This window comes from Acetatifactor muris (genome assembly GCF_024623325.1).
Lineage (GTDB): Bacteria > Bacillota > Clostridia > Lachnospirales > Lachnospiraceae > Acetatifactor > Acetatifactor muris.
This window is the reverse complement of sequence record NZ_JANJZD010000041.1, coordinates 1-18289: the sequence shown is the minus strand read 5'-3', so window position 1 is coordinate 18289 and position 18289 is coordinate 1. Positions and strand designations below refer to the sequence as shown.

Sequence of the window (18289 nt, the reverse complement as noted above, 5' to 3'; positions counted from 1 at the left end):
TTCAAAAAGTCAAATAAATTTTCAGTGATTTTTTCGGTATCTCCATTCAGGGCTGTCTGCCTGAAGTCAAATGGAACTCTGTGTTTCATTTCTGAGAAGTTGACATATCATTTCAAATGATATATAATAGATATATCATTTGATTCTGAGGTACAGGAATGGAAAAGGAATATTTCTATCAGAAAATATACAGCGATCTTTTACAGGGAATAAGGACCGGAAGTTTTCCGTCCGGGAGCAGAGTGCCTTCCGAAAAAGAACTGGCGGAGCAGTATGGTGTGAGTCGTATCACCACCAAGAAAGCTCTGGAAATGCTGGCGGAGCAGAAGCTGATCGAGAGGATGCCGGGCAGGGGTTCCTTTGTGCTGGAGCATGATGGGGAAAGCCGGGAGAGCGAAAAAATGGAGAATTTACTTCGGGAAAATAATAAAACCATCCCTGACAATCCCGGAAACGGCAGAAGTGAGTACGGCAGAGAGGAAAGCAGTCAAAGAGAAAGCAGTCAAAAGGAAGGCAGCCAAAGGGAAAGCGGTCGAAGGGAAAGCAGTCAAAAAAAAGGCGGGCGGGAAGAAGGCCTTCCGGACAAAGGCGGCGTGGACAGCAGTAAAAGGCTGATAGGAGTGATTCTGGACAGCTTCGGCGTTTCGTATGGGTGCGGTCTGGTGAACGGCATGGAACGCGAGTGTGGGAAACGGGGATTCCATATGATTCTGAAATGTACCCGCGGAAGTATGGAGGAAGAAAGCAGGGCTGTTGACGATCTGATTGCCCTGGGAGTACAGGGAATTATTCTCATGTGTGTGCAGGGGGAAAATTACAATGCAAATGTGCTCAGACTGTCTCTGGAGCATTTTCCCATTGTCCTGGTGGACAGAGAGCTGACGGGACTTCCCATTCCCTGCGTGAGCACGGACCATTATCAGGCGTCCAGAGAGCTGATGGAAAGACTGATTGAGAAGGGACATACCGGAATATGCTTTCTCTCTCATCCCTTCATGCAGACATCGTCTGTGGCGGCTCGATTTTCCGGTTATCTGGATGCCATGCTGGAGCATGGACTGATGACCAATGAGGAGATCTGGCTGAAGAATCTGTGCGGTATGAACTCTGAGGCGGAGGCCAGGAAAAAGGAAGAAGCGGATATAGAGCAGATAGAGACGTTTATCCGAGAGCATCCCGAAATAACCGGTTTCTTTGCGGTGGACCAGCTGCTGGGTATCCTGGCTTACAAGATTCTGTGCAGAATGGGGCTGGAAAAGGAAAAAGAAGTAGTCTTTTTCGACGGTCCGGAGGATACAGGAGATTTTGGCTTCCGGCTGGACTATGTGGTACAGGATGAAGAGCTGATCGGCGTCAGGGCGGTGGGGATGCTGACAGATTTGATGGAAGGAAGAGAAGTCCCGAAAAAAAGCTTTGTTCCCCATAAGATTGTAGCCATGCGGGCAGGGTGCGTTATTCGGTCAAACGAAGAACCGTCATGAATCTGTGGGAGGAAGGAAGAGAAAAAGAAAGCTGGATATTCATATTGACATATCATTATATAATATATATAATATGCCATATGGAATGCGGAATCGGGTGAGCTGATTCAGGTCAGGAAAAGGCCGGATGGCCACCCAATGCTCAGAACAGACATAAGGGCAAGGAAGAGGCAGACAGAAAGGAGACAGACATGAAATTAATGCATTCAGAATGGCAGGGACGGCTTGAGCACTGGCTGCGTACCCTGAGAGACGATTTTTACGAATCCCTGGGGGAGATTTCCTGGGAGGCGTTTCGGACTATGGAACAGCTTTCCATGGAGGAGGCACAGACCAGGGAATTCGTGCCGGTACAGCCGGGATTTACCTGGGGAAATATCTGGGAATACTGCTGGTTCAGAGGCAGCATCACTTTGCCGGAGCAGGCAAAAGGACAGCGGATTGTGATGAATCTGAAGCCCGGAGGAGAGTCCGCTTTGTTTGTAAATGGGAAATCCTTTGGCACCTATCGGGCTGACTGGCTGGATGTGCCTCATCATTATATGGAAGACAATGTGCTGACCCCCTGTGCGGAGGGAAAGGAACATTTTGATATCCTGATGGAGACATATGCGGGACATTTCTATCCGGAGGCGCCTACGGGAGGCTGTGCCACAGGCCCGGTTCTGCCCGGCTCCTATGAGGACCCCGCGAAAGAGGGAGAGCGCAGAAAGCTGGAGAAATGTACTTATGGCATCTGGAATGAGGCGGCATATCAGCTGTATATGGATGTGGACACGCTGGCTCGTCTGCTGACCACGCTGGATGAAAAGTCTCTGCGGGCGGCAAAGATTGCAAAAGCCCTGGAGAAATTTACGCTGACAGTAGATTTCGAACAGCCAAAAGAGGCAAGAATTGCCTCCTATCTGAAAGCGAGAGAGGAACTGCGCCCTGTGATGGAGGCGAAGAACGGCTCCACCGCGCCTGTATTTTATGCCATCGGGAACGCCCATATCGACCTGGCCTGGCTGTGGCCCATGGCGGAAACCTACCGCAAGACGGAGCGGACCTTTGCGGCCCAGCTGCGGTTGATAGAGGAGTATCCGGAATACAAATTCATCCAGAGCCAGCCTGCGGCCTATGAGATGTGCCGGAAGTATTATCCGGAACTTTTTGAGAGAATCAGGGAAGCCGTAAAGGGCGGACAGTGGATTGCCGACGGCGCCATGTGGGTGGAGCCGGATACCAATGTGGCCGGAGGAGAAGCGCTGATTCGTCAGCTGGTGCACGGGAAACGGTACTATAAAGAAATGTTCGACGTGGACAGCCGGGTACTGTGGCTGCCGGATACCTTCGGCTATACAGCCGCGCTGCCTCAGATTCTGAAGGGCTGCGGCGTGGATTATCTGGTGACCCAGAAGATATTCTGGTCTTATAACGAGGGAGATCAGTTCCCCTATCACTATTTTACCTGGCAGGGAATGGACGGCTCTCAGATTGTTTCCTTCCTGCCCACCAGCTATACTTACCGTACGGATCCGGTGGAAGCCAACACCATCTGGAAGGAAAGGACACAGATGCAGGATCTGGACGCTTTCCTGATGCCTTACGGCTATGGAGACGGCGGCGGCGGTCCGGCCAGAGATTTTGTGGAGTATGCGAAGCGCCAGGAAGATCTGGAGGGCAGCGTGAAAATGAAGATGGCAGGCCCGCTGGAATTCTTCGAAGATATGGAAAAGCAGGGCGGTCCTGTGAACACCTATGTGGGAGAACTGTATTTCAGTGCTCACAGAGGAACTTATACCTCTCAGGCGGCTGTGAAGAAGAATAACCGCCGCAGCGAGCTGGCTATGCGGGAGCTGGAATTGTGGAGTTCTCTGGCTTTAAGTCATGGACTGGAATATGATCTGCCGGAAGCTGACGCACTGTGGAAAGAGATTCTGCTGCACCAGTTCCACGATATCCTTCCCGGTTCCTGCATCGGACGGGTGTACGAGGAAGCCAGGGAAGCCCACGGGAAGATTCTGGAGGGGGCTGAGAAGCTGCAAAGCAAAGCGTTGGAGGCGCTGACAGAACCCGGGGACACACCGGCGGTGACTGTCTGGAATTCCTTAAGCTTCGAGCGGGAAGCCCTGGTGGAACTGCCGGAGGCTTTTGCAGAAGGGGCACAGACCCTGGAAGGGGAGAAGGTTCCCGTACAGCAGACGGAAGGAAAGGTGAAGGCCCTGGTCCGCATTCCTTCCTGCGGCGCGGTGTCACTGATTCCCGGGGCCGGAGCGCAGAATTGTGCGGAGAACTGCACAGCTGGAAAGAATGCAGAAAAAGCAGTGCTTGTAAAGGAAACCGGAGAAAATTATCTGCTGGAAAATAATAAGGTGAAGGCCGTTATCAATGGCAAAGGCGAGATTACATCCTTTGTACTGAAGGAATCCGGCAGAGAATTCGCCGCAGGCCCGCTGAACAGACTCCGCCTGTATAAGGATGTTCCCCGCCTGTTTGACGCATGGGACATTGATTCCAACTATATTGAACAGGAAGTGGAAGCGCTGACAGACGCTCATGTGGAGGTCGTGACAGAGGGGCTGGAAGGCGTACTGAAGGTCAGCGGCAGAATCAGCGAATCCCCGTTTGTACAGTATATCCGCCTTGCGGCAGACAGCGAAAGGATTGTATTCGAGACGGAGATTGACTGGAAGGAACTGCACCGGCTGCTGAAAGCCGCCTTCCCGGTGAATGTATATGCGGAAAACGGAATCAATGAGATGCAGTTCGGCTATGTGGAACGCCCCGCTCATCGCTCCAGACTGTATGACAAGGACCGCTTTGAAGTGTGCAATCATCGTTACAGTGCATTCTGCGACGGCTCTCACGGAGCGGCAGTGCTCAATGACTGCAAATACGGCATCAGCATGAACGACAACGCGCTGGAACTGACCCTTCTGCGTGCGGCGGCCACACCGGAAATGCGCGCAGATAACGGTATGCAGACCTTCACCTATGCCTTTACAGCCTGGGAGGGAAGCTTTGCGGACTGCGACGTGGTGCGCCAGGGCTATGAACTGAATGTGACGCCGCCGGTGACAGCCGGTTCTGTAAACAGATTCAGCGGCCTGAACATAGACCGGGCCAATGTGATTCTGGATACCATGAAGCCTGCGGAGGATGGAAGCGGAGACGTTATCTTACGTCTGTATGAAGCCAAGAAGGCTGCCACAGATGCCGAAATCAGTTTTGGGTTCGATGTATCCGGTGCTTCTGCGTGCGACATGCTGGAAAATGTAACGGAAGAGCTTAAGGTGGTGGACGGAAAGCTGAAGCTGTCCTTCAGAGCCTTTGAGATTAAGACCATTCGGGTGAAACGCTGAATAAGCACAGACTCTCCGGCAATCGATCTGATCTGCCGGAGGGTACACTGTAAAGGAAAGTCTATGAGAAAGTGGTTCTGGAACTTAAATCTGAAAAAGAAGTTTTCTTTACTGATTTTCATGATGATAATTGTCACGATGACGCTGGAAACCCTGAATCGGCGGGCTGCATATGACACTTATAATCAACTGCTTTACGAGGACAATGCCCGGGTTCTGATGCTTTACATGGATTATGTTGAAAATGTCTTTGCCCGGATGGAAAATATCACTTATCTGATGATTGCGGACACAAATCTACAGGAAAATCTGATGTACCTGAGAGACCACTATGGGGAAGAGGAGTGGATATCGCGTAAGGCGGCAGTCAGTGGAAAAGTGAGCAGCTACGCATACAGAGAAAGGTATTTCAGTGCCTTTCTGCTGAAAACGGAATCTCTCATATTCGGATTCGGAGGCAGCGGCCTTGGAATGCAGGATGACCTGAGTCCCTTTATAGAGAAGGCGGCGGATGCAAACGGTCAGATGCGCCTGATTTCCGGAGAAGAGCAGCTGATTCTTGTGCGGGAAATCCGGCAGGCTGCAAAATTGGAATTATCTAACCTGGGATACATTGTGGCCCAGGTTAATTTTAATGGAATTTTAAATGATATGGGAAGAACTTTCCGACATGCAGATATGCCCATTGATATTTCTGTGTATGACGGGGGGGTCTGTCTGTATGCCAGCCGTCCGGATTTGACATTTGCGGGGGAGACGGAGAAGGGATGGTATATAGACGGAGACGAATTTATCACTGCCTATACCAGTGAAACGCTGGGATTTACCATGGTGATTCGGACGCCTTATGAAGGGATTGAGAAAACCATTCAGGGAGTGTATCGGCGTTCCCTTCTGCTGTCCCTTCTGATTGCACTGCTTGCACTGACATTCGGCAGTACCTGGGTGAAGATCGTGATTCGGGACATTTACGGATTGATCGACAAAATGGATGCGTTCGGCGCCGGGAAACCATTGAATCCGCAGGAAGAGAAGCAGTATCAGCACCGGTTGGATGAAGTCGGAAAAATGTATCGCCATTTTTACCGAATGGCATCGGATTATAAAAGGCTGATGGAGGAATACTATGACAACCAGCTGCTTTTGAAGGAAGCGGAGTTTTCCCGGATGCAGAAACAGATTCAGCCGCATTTCCTTTTCAATACCCTCACGGCGATCACATGGATGGCCTACAGCAATCAGGATACAGAGACCGCCAATATGGCCGAGACTCTGGGGAGAATGATGCGCATGGTCACAGACAGCAAGCAGGTGCTTACCTCTGTGGAAAGTGATTTACAGATGGCGGAAGATTATCTGTTTATCCAGCAGATTCGGTTTCAGAACCGGCTGCAGGTAAGGATAGAGATATCACCGGAAACGAAGGCTCTGTTGATTCCCAGAATATCCATACAGCCGCTGGTGGAAAATTCGGTTACCTATGCCATGGAAGAAAGGATTTCCTGTTGCGAGATCAGAATTTTTGACCGCATGGAACAAAACAGTACGGAAATTGTGGTGGAGGATAACGGACCGGGTTTTGCGGAGGACATTCTGCAGAGGCTGGAGAGCGGAGAACAGGAAGCCAGGGGAACCGGCACAGCGCTGCAGAATATTCAGAAGCGTCTTCAATATACTTTTTCAGCGGAATACGGACTTTCCTTTCATCGGCTGGAGGAAGGAATGCAGGTAATCATACGTCTGCCCAATGATTGGGAAGAAGCAGGGAGGAATGCGTATGGGGGAGAAGATAAAGCTGTTGCTGGTGGATGATGAGAGCTTTCTGTGCGAACAGATCTGTTCCAATATAAACTGGGACAGCTTTGGAGTGGAGCTGATCGGCAGCTGTGAGAATGCCATGGATGCACTGGAACAGATGATAGATGAAATGCCGGACATTCTGATTACTGACATTAAAATGCCGGTGATGACCGGATTGGAGCTGATTGCCAGGGCCAGGCAGATGAATCCGGCTCTGCAGTGTGTGATTTTGTCGGGATACGGGGAGTTCACGCTGGCTCAGGCGGCTATAGAGCAGGGCGTGCAGAGTTACCTTCTGAAACCGTTTTCCAAAGCTGAGTTTGAGAGTACTTTGGGAAAGTGCTGTGAACTGGTTGAGAGAGAACGTTCTGGAAAAAGTATGGAGCTGAAAGAGCGGACAGAAAATGTCTCCAGACTGTTCCAGGATCTGAGAGGACTGAAGGAGAATAATGTCGCTGTAGAACCGGAACAGATCCAGAAGATAATGCTGACTTATCCGGATTTGGTCATGCTGCGGGAAGCTATGGTTCTGGCCTCTGTCTATGAGGACGGGAGAAGTGAGTTCGGGAAGAAATGGATTCCGAGATTCTATGAGGAAGGGGATATCCTGAAGACAGCTGCGGAAGCATTGAATGACATGCTGCCCAAAAAGGAAAAAGAATCGGAACTGGTCCGAAAGATCAAGGCATATGTGCAGCAGCATTATATGGACGAGACATTGAATCTGCAGCTGATTGCGGAGCAGGTGGTGCATCTGGGGGTAAAGTATATCGGCAGATGCTTTTACAGAGAAACGGAAGTCAAATTCAGTCAGTACCTTCTGGAGATTCGTATGGAGAAGGCGAAAAAGATGTTAAAGGATACAGAGGATAACAAAATTGAGGAAATTGCGGAGGCCATTGGCCTGGGACATGATGTTCCCTATTTTTATCAGCTGTTTAAGAGATATACAGGTATGACGCCAAAAGAATATAAAAAGGTATAATTTTTATCTTTTTTCTAATAAATGTGATCCAAATTCAATTTTATTGTCTGATTTTATATGCTAACATTCTCTTATCAGGTTGTTGATTCTGCAGATTGACTAACATATGAGAAGAAAGTAAGGGAATGGAGTGAAAATGATGAAAAAGAAAATGGCATGGATGTTATGTGCGTTCCTTGTGGCAGGTCTGGCCGGCTGCGGCGACAACAATAACGGTTCTTCGACTGTTGAAAATCCGGGAGACAGTTCCGTGAATGAGACAGGTTCCCCGGCGGAAAACAATTCGGCAGAAGCGGATGGTTCCGGAAGCGGAACTGCCGGCACAGAAGAGGCAAAGGACTACAGCGATACGGAATTCCGGATTGCCTGGTGGGGAGGCGATGCCAGAAACACCCAGACAGTGGAAATCATTGAGAATTTTGAAAAGAAGTATCCAAATCTGAAGATTGACGTGGAATATGCCACTTACGGGGATTATTTTACCAATCTAACCACTCAGGCTACCGCGGGAAATCTGCCGGATGTCTACATGATGGATTATTCCAGAATCAATGAATTCGTGGACGCGGGACAGATGGAACAGCTGGATTCCTATATAGAAGCGGGAAGTATTAACCTGTCTGATGTGGATGATTCTCTGGTGGCGGGAGGTATCGTGAACGGAGGAATGTATGCCATAGCCACAGGAACCAACGCACCCTGCGGGTTTTACGATGCCACAGTGCTGGAAGAGCTTGATATTTCGCTGAGTCAGGTGCCCACATGGAGTGAATTCAGCGATGTAATCACGCAGGTTTATGAGAAGACGGGAAAACGTGCCTTCATCAATCCGAATACCGGAAATCTGCAGTCCTATATGCGCTCTGTCGGAAAGGACACTTATGCTGCGGACGGCGCAGGCTATGGGTTTGCGCCGGAAGATATGGTGGAGTATCTGACGTATATTTACGATCTGTATGAAAGCGGAGCGGCGGTGAGCAGCGCAGAGTACGAGGGCGAGGAGGGAGCCAGCCTGCGGGACGGCAATGATATCTGGCTGAAGCAGAACGGAGCCGAGTTCAGCAATCAGCTGATGGCTGAGGAGGACGGGGCAGGAAAAAGGCTTACCCTGGTTGCACACCCCTCTGCAGAGAACTCTGTGGTAAGCGGTACCTATCTGAAACCGGTTATGCTGTGGGGCATTTCCTCCACATCACTGAATAAGGAGATTGCAGCAGATTTTATCAATTATTTCGTGAATGAACCTTCTGTGTATGATGTGTGTGGCGCGGACAGAGGCATTCCCATCAGCGCGGCCATGCGGGATCACCTGGTGAAATCCATGAGCGAGAGCGAAGCCCATGTGCTGGAGTTCATCAGCTATCTGTCCGACGGAGTCGCCACAGCCATTTCCCCGGCAGCACCCACAGGCAGCGCGGAAGCTGATACCTATCTGAATGAGCTTATGGAACAGCTCCAGTACAAACAGTTGAAAAAAGAGCAGCTGCTGGATGCGGTGACCACAGCAGTGGAAGAAGGTGCGGCAGTTTTAAAACAGGCGGCCGCCGGCGAATAAGAAGCGGCAATCTGTAGAGAACGCAACGGGAAAGAGCAGGAATTTATCTGCTCTTTCTTTAAACCAGGAGACAGTTCAGTCAGAGGCCTGAACTGCTGTTACAATCGACATTGACAAGGAGGATATCCATGCAGGCTTTGAGAGCAGACAAAAAGACGCCGGCCGGCAGAAGGAAAGAATGGAAGAATATGGCAGTTGGATATGCCTTTATCTTTCCTGTGGTGGTTGGTCTGGTGGTTTTCACGGCAATTCCTTTTTTTTATTCTCTGTATCTTGCATTTACGGATTTTAACGGACTGAAACAGCCGAATTGGGTTGGAATCAGGAATTTTGCAACCATGTTTTTTCAGGACGATAAATTCTGGCTGTCTTTAAAAATTACGTTTAAATTTGCTTTCGTGCAGGTTCCGCTGAAGCTGGGATTTGCGCTGCTTGTGGCGGTACTTTTATCGAAAGCGTCAAAAGGCGTGGGCTTTTACCGTGTGGCGTATTATGTTCCGTCTGTTCTGGGAGGAAGCGTGGCGGTGGCTATGACCTGGAAAGTGCTCTGGGCAAATAACGGGGCCATCAACAGCCTGCTGAAAGTGTTCGGGATAGAGCCGGTATATTGGCTGAAGGATACCAGAACGGCTCTGTATGTGCTGGTTCTGCTGGGGGTGTGGCAGTTTGGTTCCTCCATGCTGATATTCCTGGCAGGTCTGAAGGACATTCCCCGGAGCTATTATGAAGCGGCTATTATGGATGGGGCAGGTCCCTGGCAGCGATTTCAGAAAATAACGCTGCCTCTGCTGACGCCCAGTATTTTCTTCAATCTGGTAAACGGAATCATCGGCTCTCTCCAGGCGTTTAATTCGGCTTATCTGGTTACTTCCGGCGGCCCTATGAATTCCACGCTGTATTATGGGCTCAATGTATATAATCAGGCGTTTAACTACAACAAATTCGGTTATGCAAGTGCCATGGCCTGGTTTATGCTCCTGATAATTACAGCGCTGACAGCGATTGTCTTCCGCTCTTCGTCCGGATGGGTTTATTATCAGAGCGAACAGAATTGAAAATGAGGAAGTATAACTGTTGACGACAGGAAAGGATACCAGTACAATGAAAAAAAGATTTATGACAGTGCTCTATCATACGGGTATGATAATGGGCAGCTTTATTATGCTCTATCCGCTGCTCTGGCTGTTGGGTTCCTCATTGAAAACCAATGAAGAGTATTTTGCGTCTCCTTACAGCCTGATACCGACCACATGGGCATTTTCGAATTACATAGAAGGCTGGGGCGGATTTGCCCGGCTGACATTTACTACTTTTTTCCGGAATTCCATATTGATTGCGGCAGTCTCCACACTGGGGACCGTAGTGTCCTGTTCCCTGGCTGCCTATGGCTTTTCCCGAATCCAATTCAGAACCAGGAAATTCTGGTTTGGAGCCATGCTTCTCACTATGTGCCTGCCCTCTCAGGTGCTGATGGTTCCGCAATATCTGCTGTACAATTCGCTGGGATGGGTGGGGACCTATCTTCCCCTGATGGTTCCCAGCTTTTGCGGCAATGCATTTAATGTCTTTCTGCTGATGCAGTTTATGAAAAATATTCCCGGGGAGATTGATGAGGCGGCTGTCATGGATGGGTGCAGTCGGCTTCAGCTGTTCGGACGTATAATGCTGCCCCTGGTAAAGCCGGCGGTGGCCACGGTGGCAGTGCTGAGCTTCATGGGTTCCTGGTCAGACTTTATGGGCACTTTGCTGTACCTGAACAAGCCGAGAATGTATCCTGTCTCTTTCGCTCTGCGGCTGTTCAGCGATGAGAGCGGGACGAATTACGGGCCTATGTTTGCCATGTCGGTGGCTTCCCTTGTGCCTGTGCTGGTTTTGTTTTTCATTTTTCAGAAGAGCCTGGTGGAAGGAATCAGCACCACGGGCGTAAAGGGGTGAGGCAGACGAAGATGAGAAGCGACTGTGAGAAAGTATCACTGTTATTGGTGGGAATCGGCGGCTTTGGCAATTTCTATATCAGGGAGCTGCTGTACGGTGCCAGAGCAGAAGTGTTTCAGATTGTGGGAGCTGTGGACCCGTATGCAGGTACAGGAGAGACGGCCCGGGAGCTTCATGACAGAGGAATTCCGGTTTTTGACACGTTGGAGGAGTTCTACCGGATACACAGGGCGGAGCTGGCTGTCCTTGTGACTCCCATCCATCTGCACGCCGGCCAGGCCTGCTATTGTATGGAACATGGCAGCGATGTTCTGTGTGAGAAACCGATCTGTGCTTTTCCGGGAGATGCCTGGGCTATGATAGAAGCCAGGAATCGTACCGGCCGTAAGCTGGCCATCGGTTTTCAGTGGTCCTTTGACGAGGCGATTCTGAGGTTGAAACAGGATATTATGGATGGCGTGTATGGCAAAATCCGCAGGATGCGCACCATAGTCTTTTTCCCCCGGGGGCTGACATATTATCGGCGGGGGAGCGGCTGGGCGGGGAGGAGAAAGCTGGATACAGGCCAGTGGATTCTGGACAGTGTGGCATCTAATGCCGCGGCCCATTACCTTCATAATATGCTGTTTCTGTGCGGCAGCCGGATTTCGGAGAGCGCGGAACCCAGGGTGATGGAAGCCGAGGTGTATCGCGCCAATCCCATTGAAATGTTTGACACCTGTGCGCTGCGTGTCAGTGTCACAGATGGCGCGGAGCTGTTGTTCTATGCCACCCATGCGGTTCCCGGGGCCCAGGCCCGTGAACCTGAGTTTGTCCTGGAGGGAGAAAAGGGGACAGTGACATTGGGATACCGGGAGGGAGAGACCGCTATGTGGGGATGCACTGCCGATGGACGGGTGACGGTGTATGAGAAGCCGGGAGCCGACGGGATGGGCAAGCTTTCCTGTATGGAGGGGGCCATCCGGAAGGGGGAACCGCTGTCCTGTGTGGCGGAGACTGCGCTGCCGCATCTGAAGTGTATCTGGGGACTGGCGGAAAGTTTTCCGGAGACACCCCGTTTTCCGGAGCGGTATATTGAGTATGAGGAAGACGGGGAGCAATATACCTGCAGGGGGCTGGGAGAAGCTCTGGACAATTGCTGGCAGAAGGGCAGTCTGCCTTATGAAGAAGAGATGGCCTGGGCACGGAAGCCCCATGAGATATTTTTGGGGAACACATTTTATCATGAATAAACAGGTTGTCAGGCGGAGACAACGGAATGGAGATGAGTATGGCTAAAATGTATCCGGAATTGGTATTTGACGACGGCATCTGCTGGGATGTACAGGAGAAGCCGTTTCTGACAGTGGAGTGCATGGCCACGGCAAAACTGGAGGACCTGATTGGACTGTGCAAATAAAAGAAAGACATAGGTAGAAAAAGCATGAAGCATGAGAGATTTACATACAAAAGCTTGGAGGAAATCAGGGCGAAGGCAGAGGAACTGCAGATTCACCTTCCCTTTGGGGCGGACACCCATGTGCTGAGGGAGAAGGTTTCTTTCGGGAATGTCACCCTGGAAAACCGCATGGGCATTGCTCCCATGGAAGGCGCGGACGGACTGCCCGACGGCTCACCCTCTGAGCTGACACTGCGGAGGTATGTGCGGGAGGCGGAAGGAGCCAGCGGCATGATCTGGTTCGAGGCCATTTCCATTGTGCCGGAAGGCCGTTCCGGCGCCCATCAGCTGATGCTGACCAGAGACAACCTTGAGAACTATAAAAAGCTTACTTCCGCTGTCAAAGAGGCGGGTATCCGGGCCAACGGCTTTGCGCCTTATCTGGTCATGCAGGCCAATCACAGCGGCCGCTACTCCAACCCTCAGGGCCGTCCGGCGCCCCTGATTGCCTACAGACATCCGGAGTATGAGAAGCTGCGTCCGGCGGACGATAGCTGCATTGTCTGTGACGATTATCTGAAAGGTCTGGAGGAAAAGTTCGGGGAGGCGGCTCTGCTGGCGAAAGAAGCCGGTTTCGATGCCGTGGACGTAAAAGCCTGTCACGGCTACCTTCTCATGGAGCTTTTATCTGCGTATCATCGGCCCGGTCTGTACGGCGGAAGCTTCGAGAACCGGACCCGCCTTCTGAGAAACGGCATAAGCGCCGCAAAAGTCCATGAGGACAGTGATTTTCTGGTGACAGCCAGAATCGGTATCTATGACGGCTTTGCCTGGCCCTATGGCTTTGGCGTGAAGGAAGGAGCAGGAGCCGCGCCGGATATGGAGGAACCCATCCGGCTGATTCGGCTGCTTCACGAAGCGTACGGCCTGCCCATGGTGAACCTGACTATGGGAAATCCTTACGTCAGCACCCATGTGACCCGTCCCTTTGACGGAGGCAAATACATTCCGGAGGAACACCCGCTGTACGGCGTGGCAAGAATCATTCGTGGCATAGGGGAAGTGAAGAAAGCGGTGCCGGGGATGTTCATCTCCGCTTCCGGTCCTTCCTATCTGCGCCAGTACTCTGATTTGTACGCGGCTGGAGCCGTGGAGGAAGGGCTGTGCGACAATATGCTGTTCGGCCGGATGTCCTTTGCCAATCCGGCATTTCCCAGGCAGATTCTGGAGAGCGGCCGGATAGACGCCCGGATGACATGTGTGGCCTGTGGAAAATGCGGAGATTTGATTCGGGCCGGGAAACCCACCGGTTGTATTGTGCGGGATGCGGGGACTTATCTGGAGTATTACAGGGAATATCAGAAGGAAATCCAATAAAGAGAAGGAACGGGGAGAAGACAAAATGGAAAAAGCAGCCATTGTCACAGGCGCAAGCAGAGGAATCGGTTATGCCATTGCCAGGAGGCTGGGGCTGGACGGATACAGCATTGTGATGCTGGCCACAGGCGCACAGGAAAAATATGAGGAAGCGTTAGGAGAACTGACGAAGCTGGGTATCCGCTGGCATTACGTGCAGGGCAGCATTGCCTCGGCCGAAGACAGGAAGAGGCTTCTGGAGGAGACGCTCAGGGTGTTCGGAAGGGTGGACGTGCTGGTGAACAACGCCGGGGTGGCCCCGCTGAAGCGGAAGGACCTGCTGGAAATGGAGGAGGAAAGCTTTGACCGGGTGATGGGAATCAACACGAAGGGGACTTTGTTCCTGACCCAGCTTGTGGCAAAACAAATGTTGAAGCAGGAGCAGACGGGGAAAAAGAGGGGCACCATTATCAATATCGGCTCCTGTTCTGCGGAGGTGTCTTCCATTTCCAGGGGAGAATACTGTATATCAAAAGCAGGCGTTGCCATGATTACCCGGCTTTTTGCGGACAGACTGGCGCCGGAGGGCATTCTGGTTCATGAGATCCGGCCGGGGGTGATTGCCACCGATATGACCGGGGCGGTAAAGGAAAAGTATGACGCCATGATAGAAGAGGGGGCCTTTCCCATCAGGCGCTGGGGAACGCCGGAGGATGTGGCCGATGCGGTGAGCGTGTTCTGCTCCGACCAGATTCTGTATACTACCGGAAGTTTCCTGGACGTGGATGGCGGATTTCATATCCGGCGGCTGTAGACTTTTGTCGGGAAAAGTGCAGGTGCATAATCTGTTGACAGCCGGGAATACGGTCATTCCCATTGAGGTAAAGTCCAAACGAGGGGCCACAATTTCCCTGAACCATTTCATGGATGAATTCATCCCGCCTTATGCCTATAAGCTGGTGGCGGGGAATGTGGAGGTCAGCGATACTAAAATCACACTGCCGCTGTATATGGCTATGTTCCTCTGAGGGCTGTTCTTTTAACGCCGGATCATGTCAGCGAATTTTTGTCCAGCCTCCTGACTTTGCTCTGTCAGATTGTGTTGCAGATGGATATGTTTAAGGGGATTTCTTTTATTACAACGGAACTGGAACAGGAGAAGATATGATATCACTGAGAGAAACGGAAATCCGCACTGTGGTTGTGGGAACAGGAGCCGCCGGCTACCATGCGGCCGTACGGCTGCACCGGTACGGAGAGAAGGACCTGGCTATTCTGGCGGAGCATGTGACGGCGGGAACTTCCCGCAATACCGGCTCCGATAAGCAGACCTATTACAAACTGTCTCTGGCAGGAGAGGACAGGGACTGTGTCCGCGGGCTGGCGGAGGATCTGTTCCGGGGACAGTGTGTGGACGGAGATCTGGCATTGTGTGAGGCGGCTTTGTCCACCAGATGTTTCTATCATCTGGTGGAGCTGGGGGTTCCCTTCCCGGATAATGAATATGGAGAATATGTGGGGTATAAGACAGACCATGACAGGGGCCGCAGAGCCACCAGTGTGGGGCCTTATACCTCGAAATTTATGACGGAATGCCTGGAGCGGGAAGCTCTGTCCCGGGGGATTCCCGTTCTGGATCATATGCAGATGGTGAAGCTCCTTGTAAGAGAAAATCAGGTGCGGGGAGTGCTGTGCCTGGACACAGAGAATACAACCTGCTGTAACTTCCTTCTGATCTGGTGCGAAAATGTAGTGCTTGCCACGGGAGGCCCGGCAGGCATGTATCGTGACAGCGTGTATCCGGCGTCCCAGCTGGGAAGCAGCGGCATTGCTTTCGAGGCCGGCGTCCTGGGGAAAAATCTCACGGAATGGCAGTTTGGAATTGCCTCTCTGCGGCCCAGGTGGAATGTGAGCGGCACTTATATGCAGGCACTGCCCCGCCTGATTTCCACTGACAGGCAGGGAGGAGAGGAAAGAGAATTCCTGCTGGAATATTATGAGGATACGGCTCAAATGCAGTATATGACCTTTTTGAAAGGATACCAGTGGCCCTTTGACGTGGAGAAGATTTTCGGAGGTTCGTCTGTGATAGACCTGCTGGTCTATCAGGAAACGGTTTTGCGGGGACGTCGGGTTTTCCTGGATTTTATGCACAATCCGGGTGGGGAGAAGGTAGACTTTGACAGACTTTCGGCACAAGCCCGGGACTATCTGCGCTCTGCGGGGGCATGTTTTGGCACGCCCATAGAACGGCTGGAGTGTATGAATGAACCTGCGGTACAGTTTTACCGGGAACATGGGGTGGACCTGGGAAAGGAGATGCTGGAAATTGCCGTCTGCGTGCAGCACAACAACGGAGGGCTTTCCACAGATGCCAACTGGCAGACCAACGTCCGGGGGATTTTCGCAGTGGGGGAGGTATGCGGAAGCCATGGTGTAACCCGGCCGGGAGGCAGCGCTCTGAATGCGGGACAGGTGGGAGCACTTCGGGCCGCGGAGTATATTGCCCGGACAGGGAATGCCTCAGGGAAAGAGGTGGACGGGCAGGAAGCAATAGCAATTCAGGAAGAGAGGACCCGGGAATTGGGCCGGGAGGCGGCGAAAGCCCATATAAGGATGCTTCTGCCGGGAGATACCGAATGGGAATGGGAAGAGAAGCAGAGAGTGGAGGAACTGTGGGAGAAGGCGGCGAAGCGCATGAGCAGGGCAGGAGGCATGGTTCGGAAAGAAGAAGGCCTGCGGCAGGCACTTTCGGAAGTGAAGGAGGACCTGAGACACTTTGGAAGGGACCTTTTTATCTCCAGTCCGGCACAGGCCGCCCGGTTTTATCATTTGTATGATATGCTGATATCACAGCAGGTGTATCTGACTGCCATGCTGGATTATGTGCTGCAGGGCGGTGGGAGCAGAGGCTCGGCCCTGTATACCTGCCCGGATGGGGAAAAGCCAGGGGAAGGGCTGCCGGATTTATTTCGCTGCAGACCGGACAGAGGGGCGTTGGGCGGCATGATTCAGGAAATCGGGTTGTGGCGGCAGAAAGGTGCCGTGAATTCTTTCACATGTCAGACAAACTGGAGAAAAGTGCGTCCCATACCGAATCCGGATACTTTTTTTGAGACGCAATGGAAGGCTTATCGGGAGAGGTGGAATTATTTGTGATGGCTTGCGCATTTACAGACAGGATTCATTTCTGATGGAAATGCTGTTCCGTATTCAACAATGACACAGACAAAATAAGCCGACAGCCCCATGGTTGTGATGAGATACCGTGACTGCCGGCTTTTTCTGCCAGGCAAAATTGTTGCGGAATTTTGTGTTACTGCTTTACCGTTTTCAGCTCCTCATATACTCGGCTATCACTCCACTCGGGATGATGCTTAAGTATATCACAGATTTCCCTAATCAGGGCGATATCCTCTTCCAGCATCTCCGCAATCTCTTCCGGGGACTTACCCTTTGTAACCTTCTTCCTCACAAGGCTGATTACTTTTTGATTTCCTCCTTCTATTCTGCCCTCTTCCCGGGCTTCTTTTTTCAGCCATGCCATCACTTTTTTCTCATTATACTCTGTCAGCAGCATTTTCTTTACCTCCGCACTCAACGGTATCAGAATATCCGTCAGGATTCCATGTCCTATGCAGTATGATACTGAGGCATCCACAGCCTCTTTTGTGGAACCATACTTTTTCTGATACTCTTTCAGCTTCGCCACAAAGCAGGAATATTCCTCCAGCTTCCGGCATCCTGCCATCAGCTCCTGATTGCGGCCATGATTGATATTCAACACGCGTACCGTAAGTTCCAGACAGGATTCCTTCTCCCCTGGGTTTTCCATAAAGGCATCCGTTAGCCGGAGAATGCGTTCGTCCTCCAGCTCGGCATCTCCATTGTACCATGTGCGCCGAAAATCAAGCGGCTCCGAAGGAGACACTTGATTTTCAAGCCATGGATTAATATAATGCGCCACGAAGGGGCGTCAAGCCAGCCTAAGCTGGCTTGAATTCTGCGAATGCAGAATCATTATAGAACACGACACATCGGGGCGCCGGAAGCTTAAATTAATTTGTAGTATATATTGACTGTTTAACACACAAAAGCTACAATGATTGTAGAAACTATTGATTATATTTTGATGAACAGGGAGCTTGTGACTGTATGAATTTGACAGAGGTTGCGAGATTGTTTTTGGGTTTACGTGCTGCCGGATGGACGGAAAAAGAAATCAATGACTTTGTGCTGTACATTGCATCCGGAGAAGAACAGTATAAACCCAAGCCCAGAATTGAGAAAGAATAAGACGAAAGTAATTGAATTATCCCGAGAGGGAACACGACAAACGCATGAGTAAATAAAATGTGAACAAACTGCTCCATTATCCGTTATAATGGAAATAAAAACGGAGATGGTGATATGGAGCAGTTACTGGAATGGATGGAGATCATCGAGGATGTCAGG

The 18289-nt window shown here is 51.1% G+C and carries 15 protein-coding genes; 14 read left to right on the top strand and 1 reads right to left on the bottom strand.

From position 1 onward, the window contains the following. Positions 1-158: 158 nt before the first annotated feature. The 13 genes from NSB25_RS24720 (at position 159) to NSB25_RS24660 (ending at position 16993) form a co-directional block, all read left to right on the top strand. Positions 159-1481 carry a GntR family transcriptional regulator gene (locus tag NSB25_RS24720; RefSeq protein ID WP_103242043.1) on the top strand — a complete coding sequence of 441 codons (1323 nt, stop codon included), beginning with the start codon at positions 159-161 and terminating at the stop codon, positions 1479-1481. A gap of 191 nt (positions 1482-1672) precedes the next feature. After that, entirely contained in the window at positions 1673-4825 is a 3153-nt protein-coding gene (locus NSB25_RS24715; RefSeq protein WP_103242042.1) for an alpha-mannosidase, read from the top strand. 63 nt (positions 4826-4888) lie between these two features. Then, positions 4889-6637: a sensor histidine kinase gene (locus NSB25_RS24710; protein WP_103242041.1), complete on the top strand. Its 1749-nt coding sequence runs from the start codon at positions 4889-4891 to the stop codon at positions 6635-6637. Then, the gene (locus NSB25_RS24705) at positions 6603-7610 is read left to right on the top strand and encodes a response regulator transcription factor (protein WP_172455272.1); all 1008 of its coding nucleotides are present in this window, start codon (positions 6603-6605) and stop codon (positions 7608-7610) included. The genes NSB25_RS24710 and NSB25_RS24705 overlap by 35 nt, the downstream gene beginning before the upstream one ends. A gap of 136 nt (positions 7611-7746) precedes the next feature. Then, positions 7747-9165 (top strand): ABC transporter substrate-binding protein, encoded by a 1419-nt coding sequence (locus NSB25_RS24700; protein ID WP_103242039.1) that lies wholly within the window; start codon positions 7747-7749, stop codon positions 9163-9165. A 128-nt stretch (positions 9166-9293) separates the two neighbouring features. Continuing rightward, entirely contained in the window at positions 9294-10220 is a 927-nt protein-coding gene (locus tag NSB25_RS24695; protein WP_103242038.1) for a carbohydrate ABC transporter permease, read from the top strand. A 46-nt stretch (positions 10221-10266) separates the two neighbouring features. Then, positions 10267-11100 (top strand): carbohydrate ABC transporter permease, encoded by an 834-nt coding sequence (locus NSB25_RS24690; protein ID WP_103242037.1) that lies wholly within the window; start codon positions 10267-10269, stop codon positions 11098-11100. An 11-nt stretch (positions 11101-11111) separates the two neighbouring features. Beyond that, the gene (locus tag NSB25_RS24685; RefSeq protein WP_146040180.1) at positions 11112-12332 is read left to right on the top strand and encodes a Gfo/Idh/MocA family protein; all 1221 of its coding nucleotides are present in this window, start codon (positions 11112-11114) and stop codon (positions 12330-12332) included. A gap of 26 nt (positions 12333-12358) precedes the next feature. Then, complete coding sequence (locus tag NSB25_RS24680) at positions 12359-12499, top strand: hypothetical protein (protein WP_172455271.1); 141 nt, start codon at positions 12359-12361, stop codon at positions 12497-12499. A gap of 24 nt (positions 12500-12523) precedes the next feature. Next, on the top strand, positions 12524-13855 hold the full coding sequence (locus NSB25_RS24675; RefSeq protein ID WP_103242035.1) for an oxidoreductase: 1332 nt from the start codon (positions 12524-12526) through the stop codon (positions 13853-13855). A 25-nt stretch (positions 13856-13880) separates the two neighbouring features. Next, positions 13881-14648: a 3-ketoacyl-ACP reductase gene (locus NSB25_RS24670; RefSeq protein ID WP_103242060.1), complete on the top strand. Its 768-nt coding sequence runs from the start codon at positions 13881-13883 to the stop codon at positions 14646-14648. Further along, positions 14620-14862 carry a hypothetical protein gene (locus NSB25_RS24665; protein ID WP_103242034.1) on the top strand — a complete coding sequence of 81 codons (243 nt, stop codon included), beginning with the start codon at positions 14620-14622 and terminating at the stop codon, positions 14860-14862. The genes NSB25_RS24670 and NSB25_RS24665 overlap by 29 nt, the downstream gene beginning before the upstream one ends. 136 nt (positions 14863-14998) lie before the next feature. Then, positions 14999-16993: an FAD-dependent oxidoreductase gene (locus NSB25_RS24660; RefSeq protein ID WP_103242033.1), complete on the top strand. Its 1995-nt coding sequence runs from the start codon at positions 14999-15001 to the stop codon at positions 16991-16993. A 157-nt stretch (positions 16994-17150) separates the two neighbouring features. Here the strand turns inward: NSB25_RS24660 and NSB25_RS24655 are convergent, their stop codons facing one another. Then, positions 17151-17801, bottom strand: coding sequence for a hypothetical protein (locus NSB25_RS24655; protein ID WP_103242032.1), 651 nt, complete (start codon positions 17799-17801; stop codon positions 17151-17153). A gap of 188 nt (positions 17802-17989) precedes the next feature. Between NSB25_RS24655 and NSB25_RS24650 the strand changes: the two genes are divergently transcribed. Beyond that, the gene (locus tag NSB25_RS24650; RefSeq protein WP_172455270.1) at positions 17990-18130 is read left to right on the top strand and encodes a hypothetical protein; all 141 of its coding nucleotides are present in this window, start codon (positions 17990-17992) and stop codon (positions 18128-18130) included. Positions 18131-18289: the final 159 nt, after the last annotated feature.

Excerpts from the sequence above, each read along its gene's own strand:
- NSB25_RS24720 (WP_103242043.1), top strand. The coding sequence starts at position 159 with ATGGAAAAGGAATATTTCTATCAGAAAATATACAGCGATCTTTTACAG.
- NSB25_RS24650 (WP_172455270.1), top strand. The coding sequence starts at position 17,990 with ATGAATTTGACAGAGGTTGCGAGATTGTTTTTGGGTTTACGTGCTGCC.
- NSB25_RS24690 (WP_103242037.1), top strand. The coding sequence starts at position 10,267 with ATGAAAAAAAGATTTATGACAGTGCTCTATCATACGGGTATGATAATG.
- NSB25_RS24705 (WP_172455272.1), top strand. The coding sequence starts at position 6,603 with ATGGGGGAGAAGATAAAGCTGTTGCTGGTGGATGATGAGAGCTTTCTG.
- NSB25_RS24675 (WP_103242035.1), top strand. The coding sequence starts at position 12,524 with ATGAAGCATGAGAGATTTACATACAAAAGCTTGGAGGAAATCAGGGCG.
- NSB25_RS24710 (WP_103242041.1), top strand. The coding sequence starts at position 4,889 with ATGAGAAAGTGGTTCTGGAACTTAAATCTGAAAAAGAAGTTTTCTTTA.
- NSB25_RS24680 (WP_172455271.1), top strand. The coding sequence starts at position 12,359 with ATGGAGATGAGTATGGCTAAAATGTATCCGGAATTGGTATTTGACGAC.
- NSB25_RS24700 (WP_103242039.1), top strand. The coding sequence starts at position 7,747 with ATGATGAAAAAGAAAATGGCATGGATGTTATGTGCGTTCCTTGTGGCA.
- NSB25_RS24670 (WP_103242060.1), top strand. The coding sequence starts at position 13,881 with ATGGAAAAAGCAGCCATTGTCACAGGCGCAAGCAGAGGAATCGGTTAT.
- NSB25_RS24660 (WP_103242033.1), top strand. The coding sequence starts at position 14,999 with ATGATATCACTGAGAGAAACGGAAATCCGCACTGTGGTTGTGGGAACA.
- NSB25_RS24715 (WP_103242042.1), top strand. The coding sequence starts at position 1,673 with ATGAAATTAATGCATTCAGAATGGCAGGGACGGCTTGAGCACTGGCTG.
- NSB25_RS24665 (WP_103242034.1), top strand. The coding sequence starts at position 14,620 with ATGGCGGATTTCATATCCGGCGGCTGTAGACTTTTGTCGGGAAAAGTG.
- NSB25_RS24685 (WP_146040180.1), top strand. The coding sequence starts at position 11,112 with ATGAGAAGCGACTGTGAGAAAGTATCACTGTTATTGGTGGGAATCGGC.
- NSB25_RS24695 (WP_103242038.1), top strand. The coding sequence starts at position 9,294 with ATGCAGGCTTTGAGAGCAGACAAAAAGACGCCGGCCGGCAGAAGGAAA.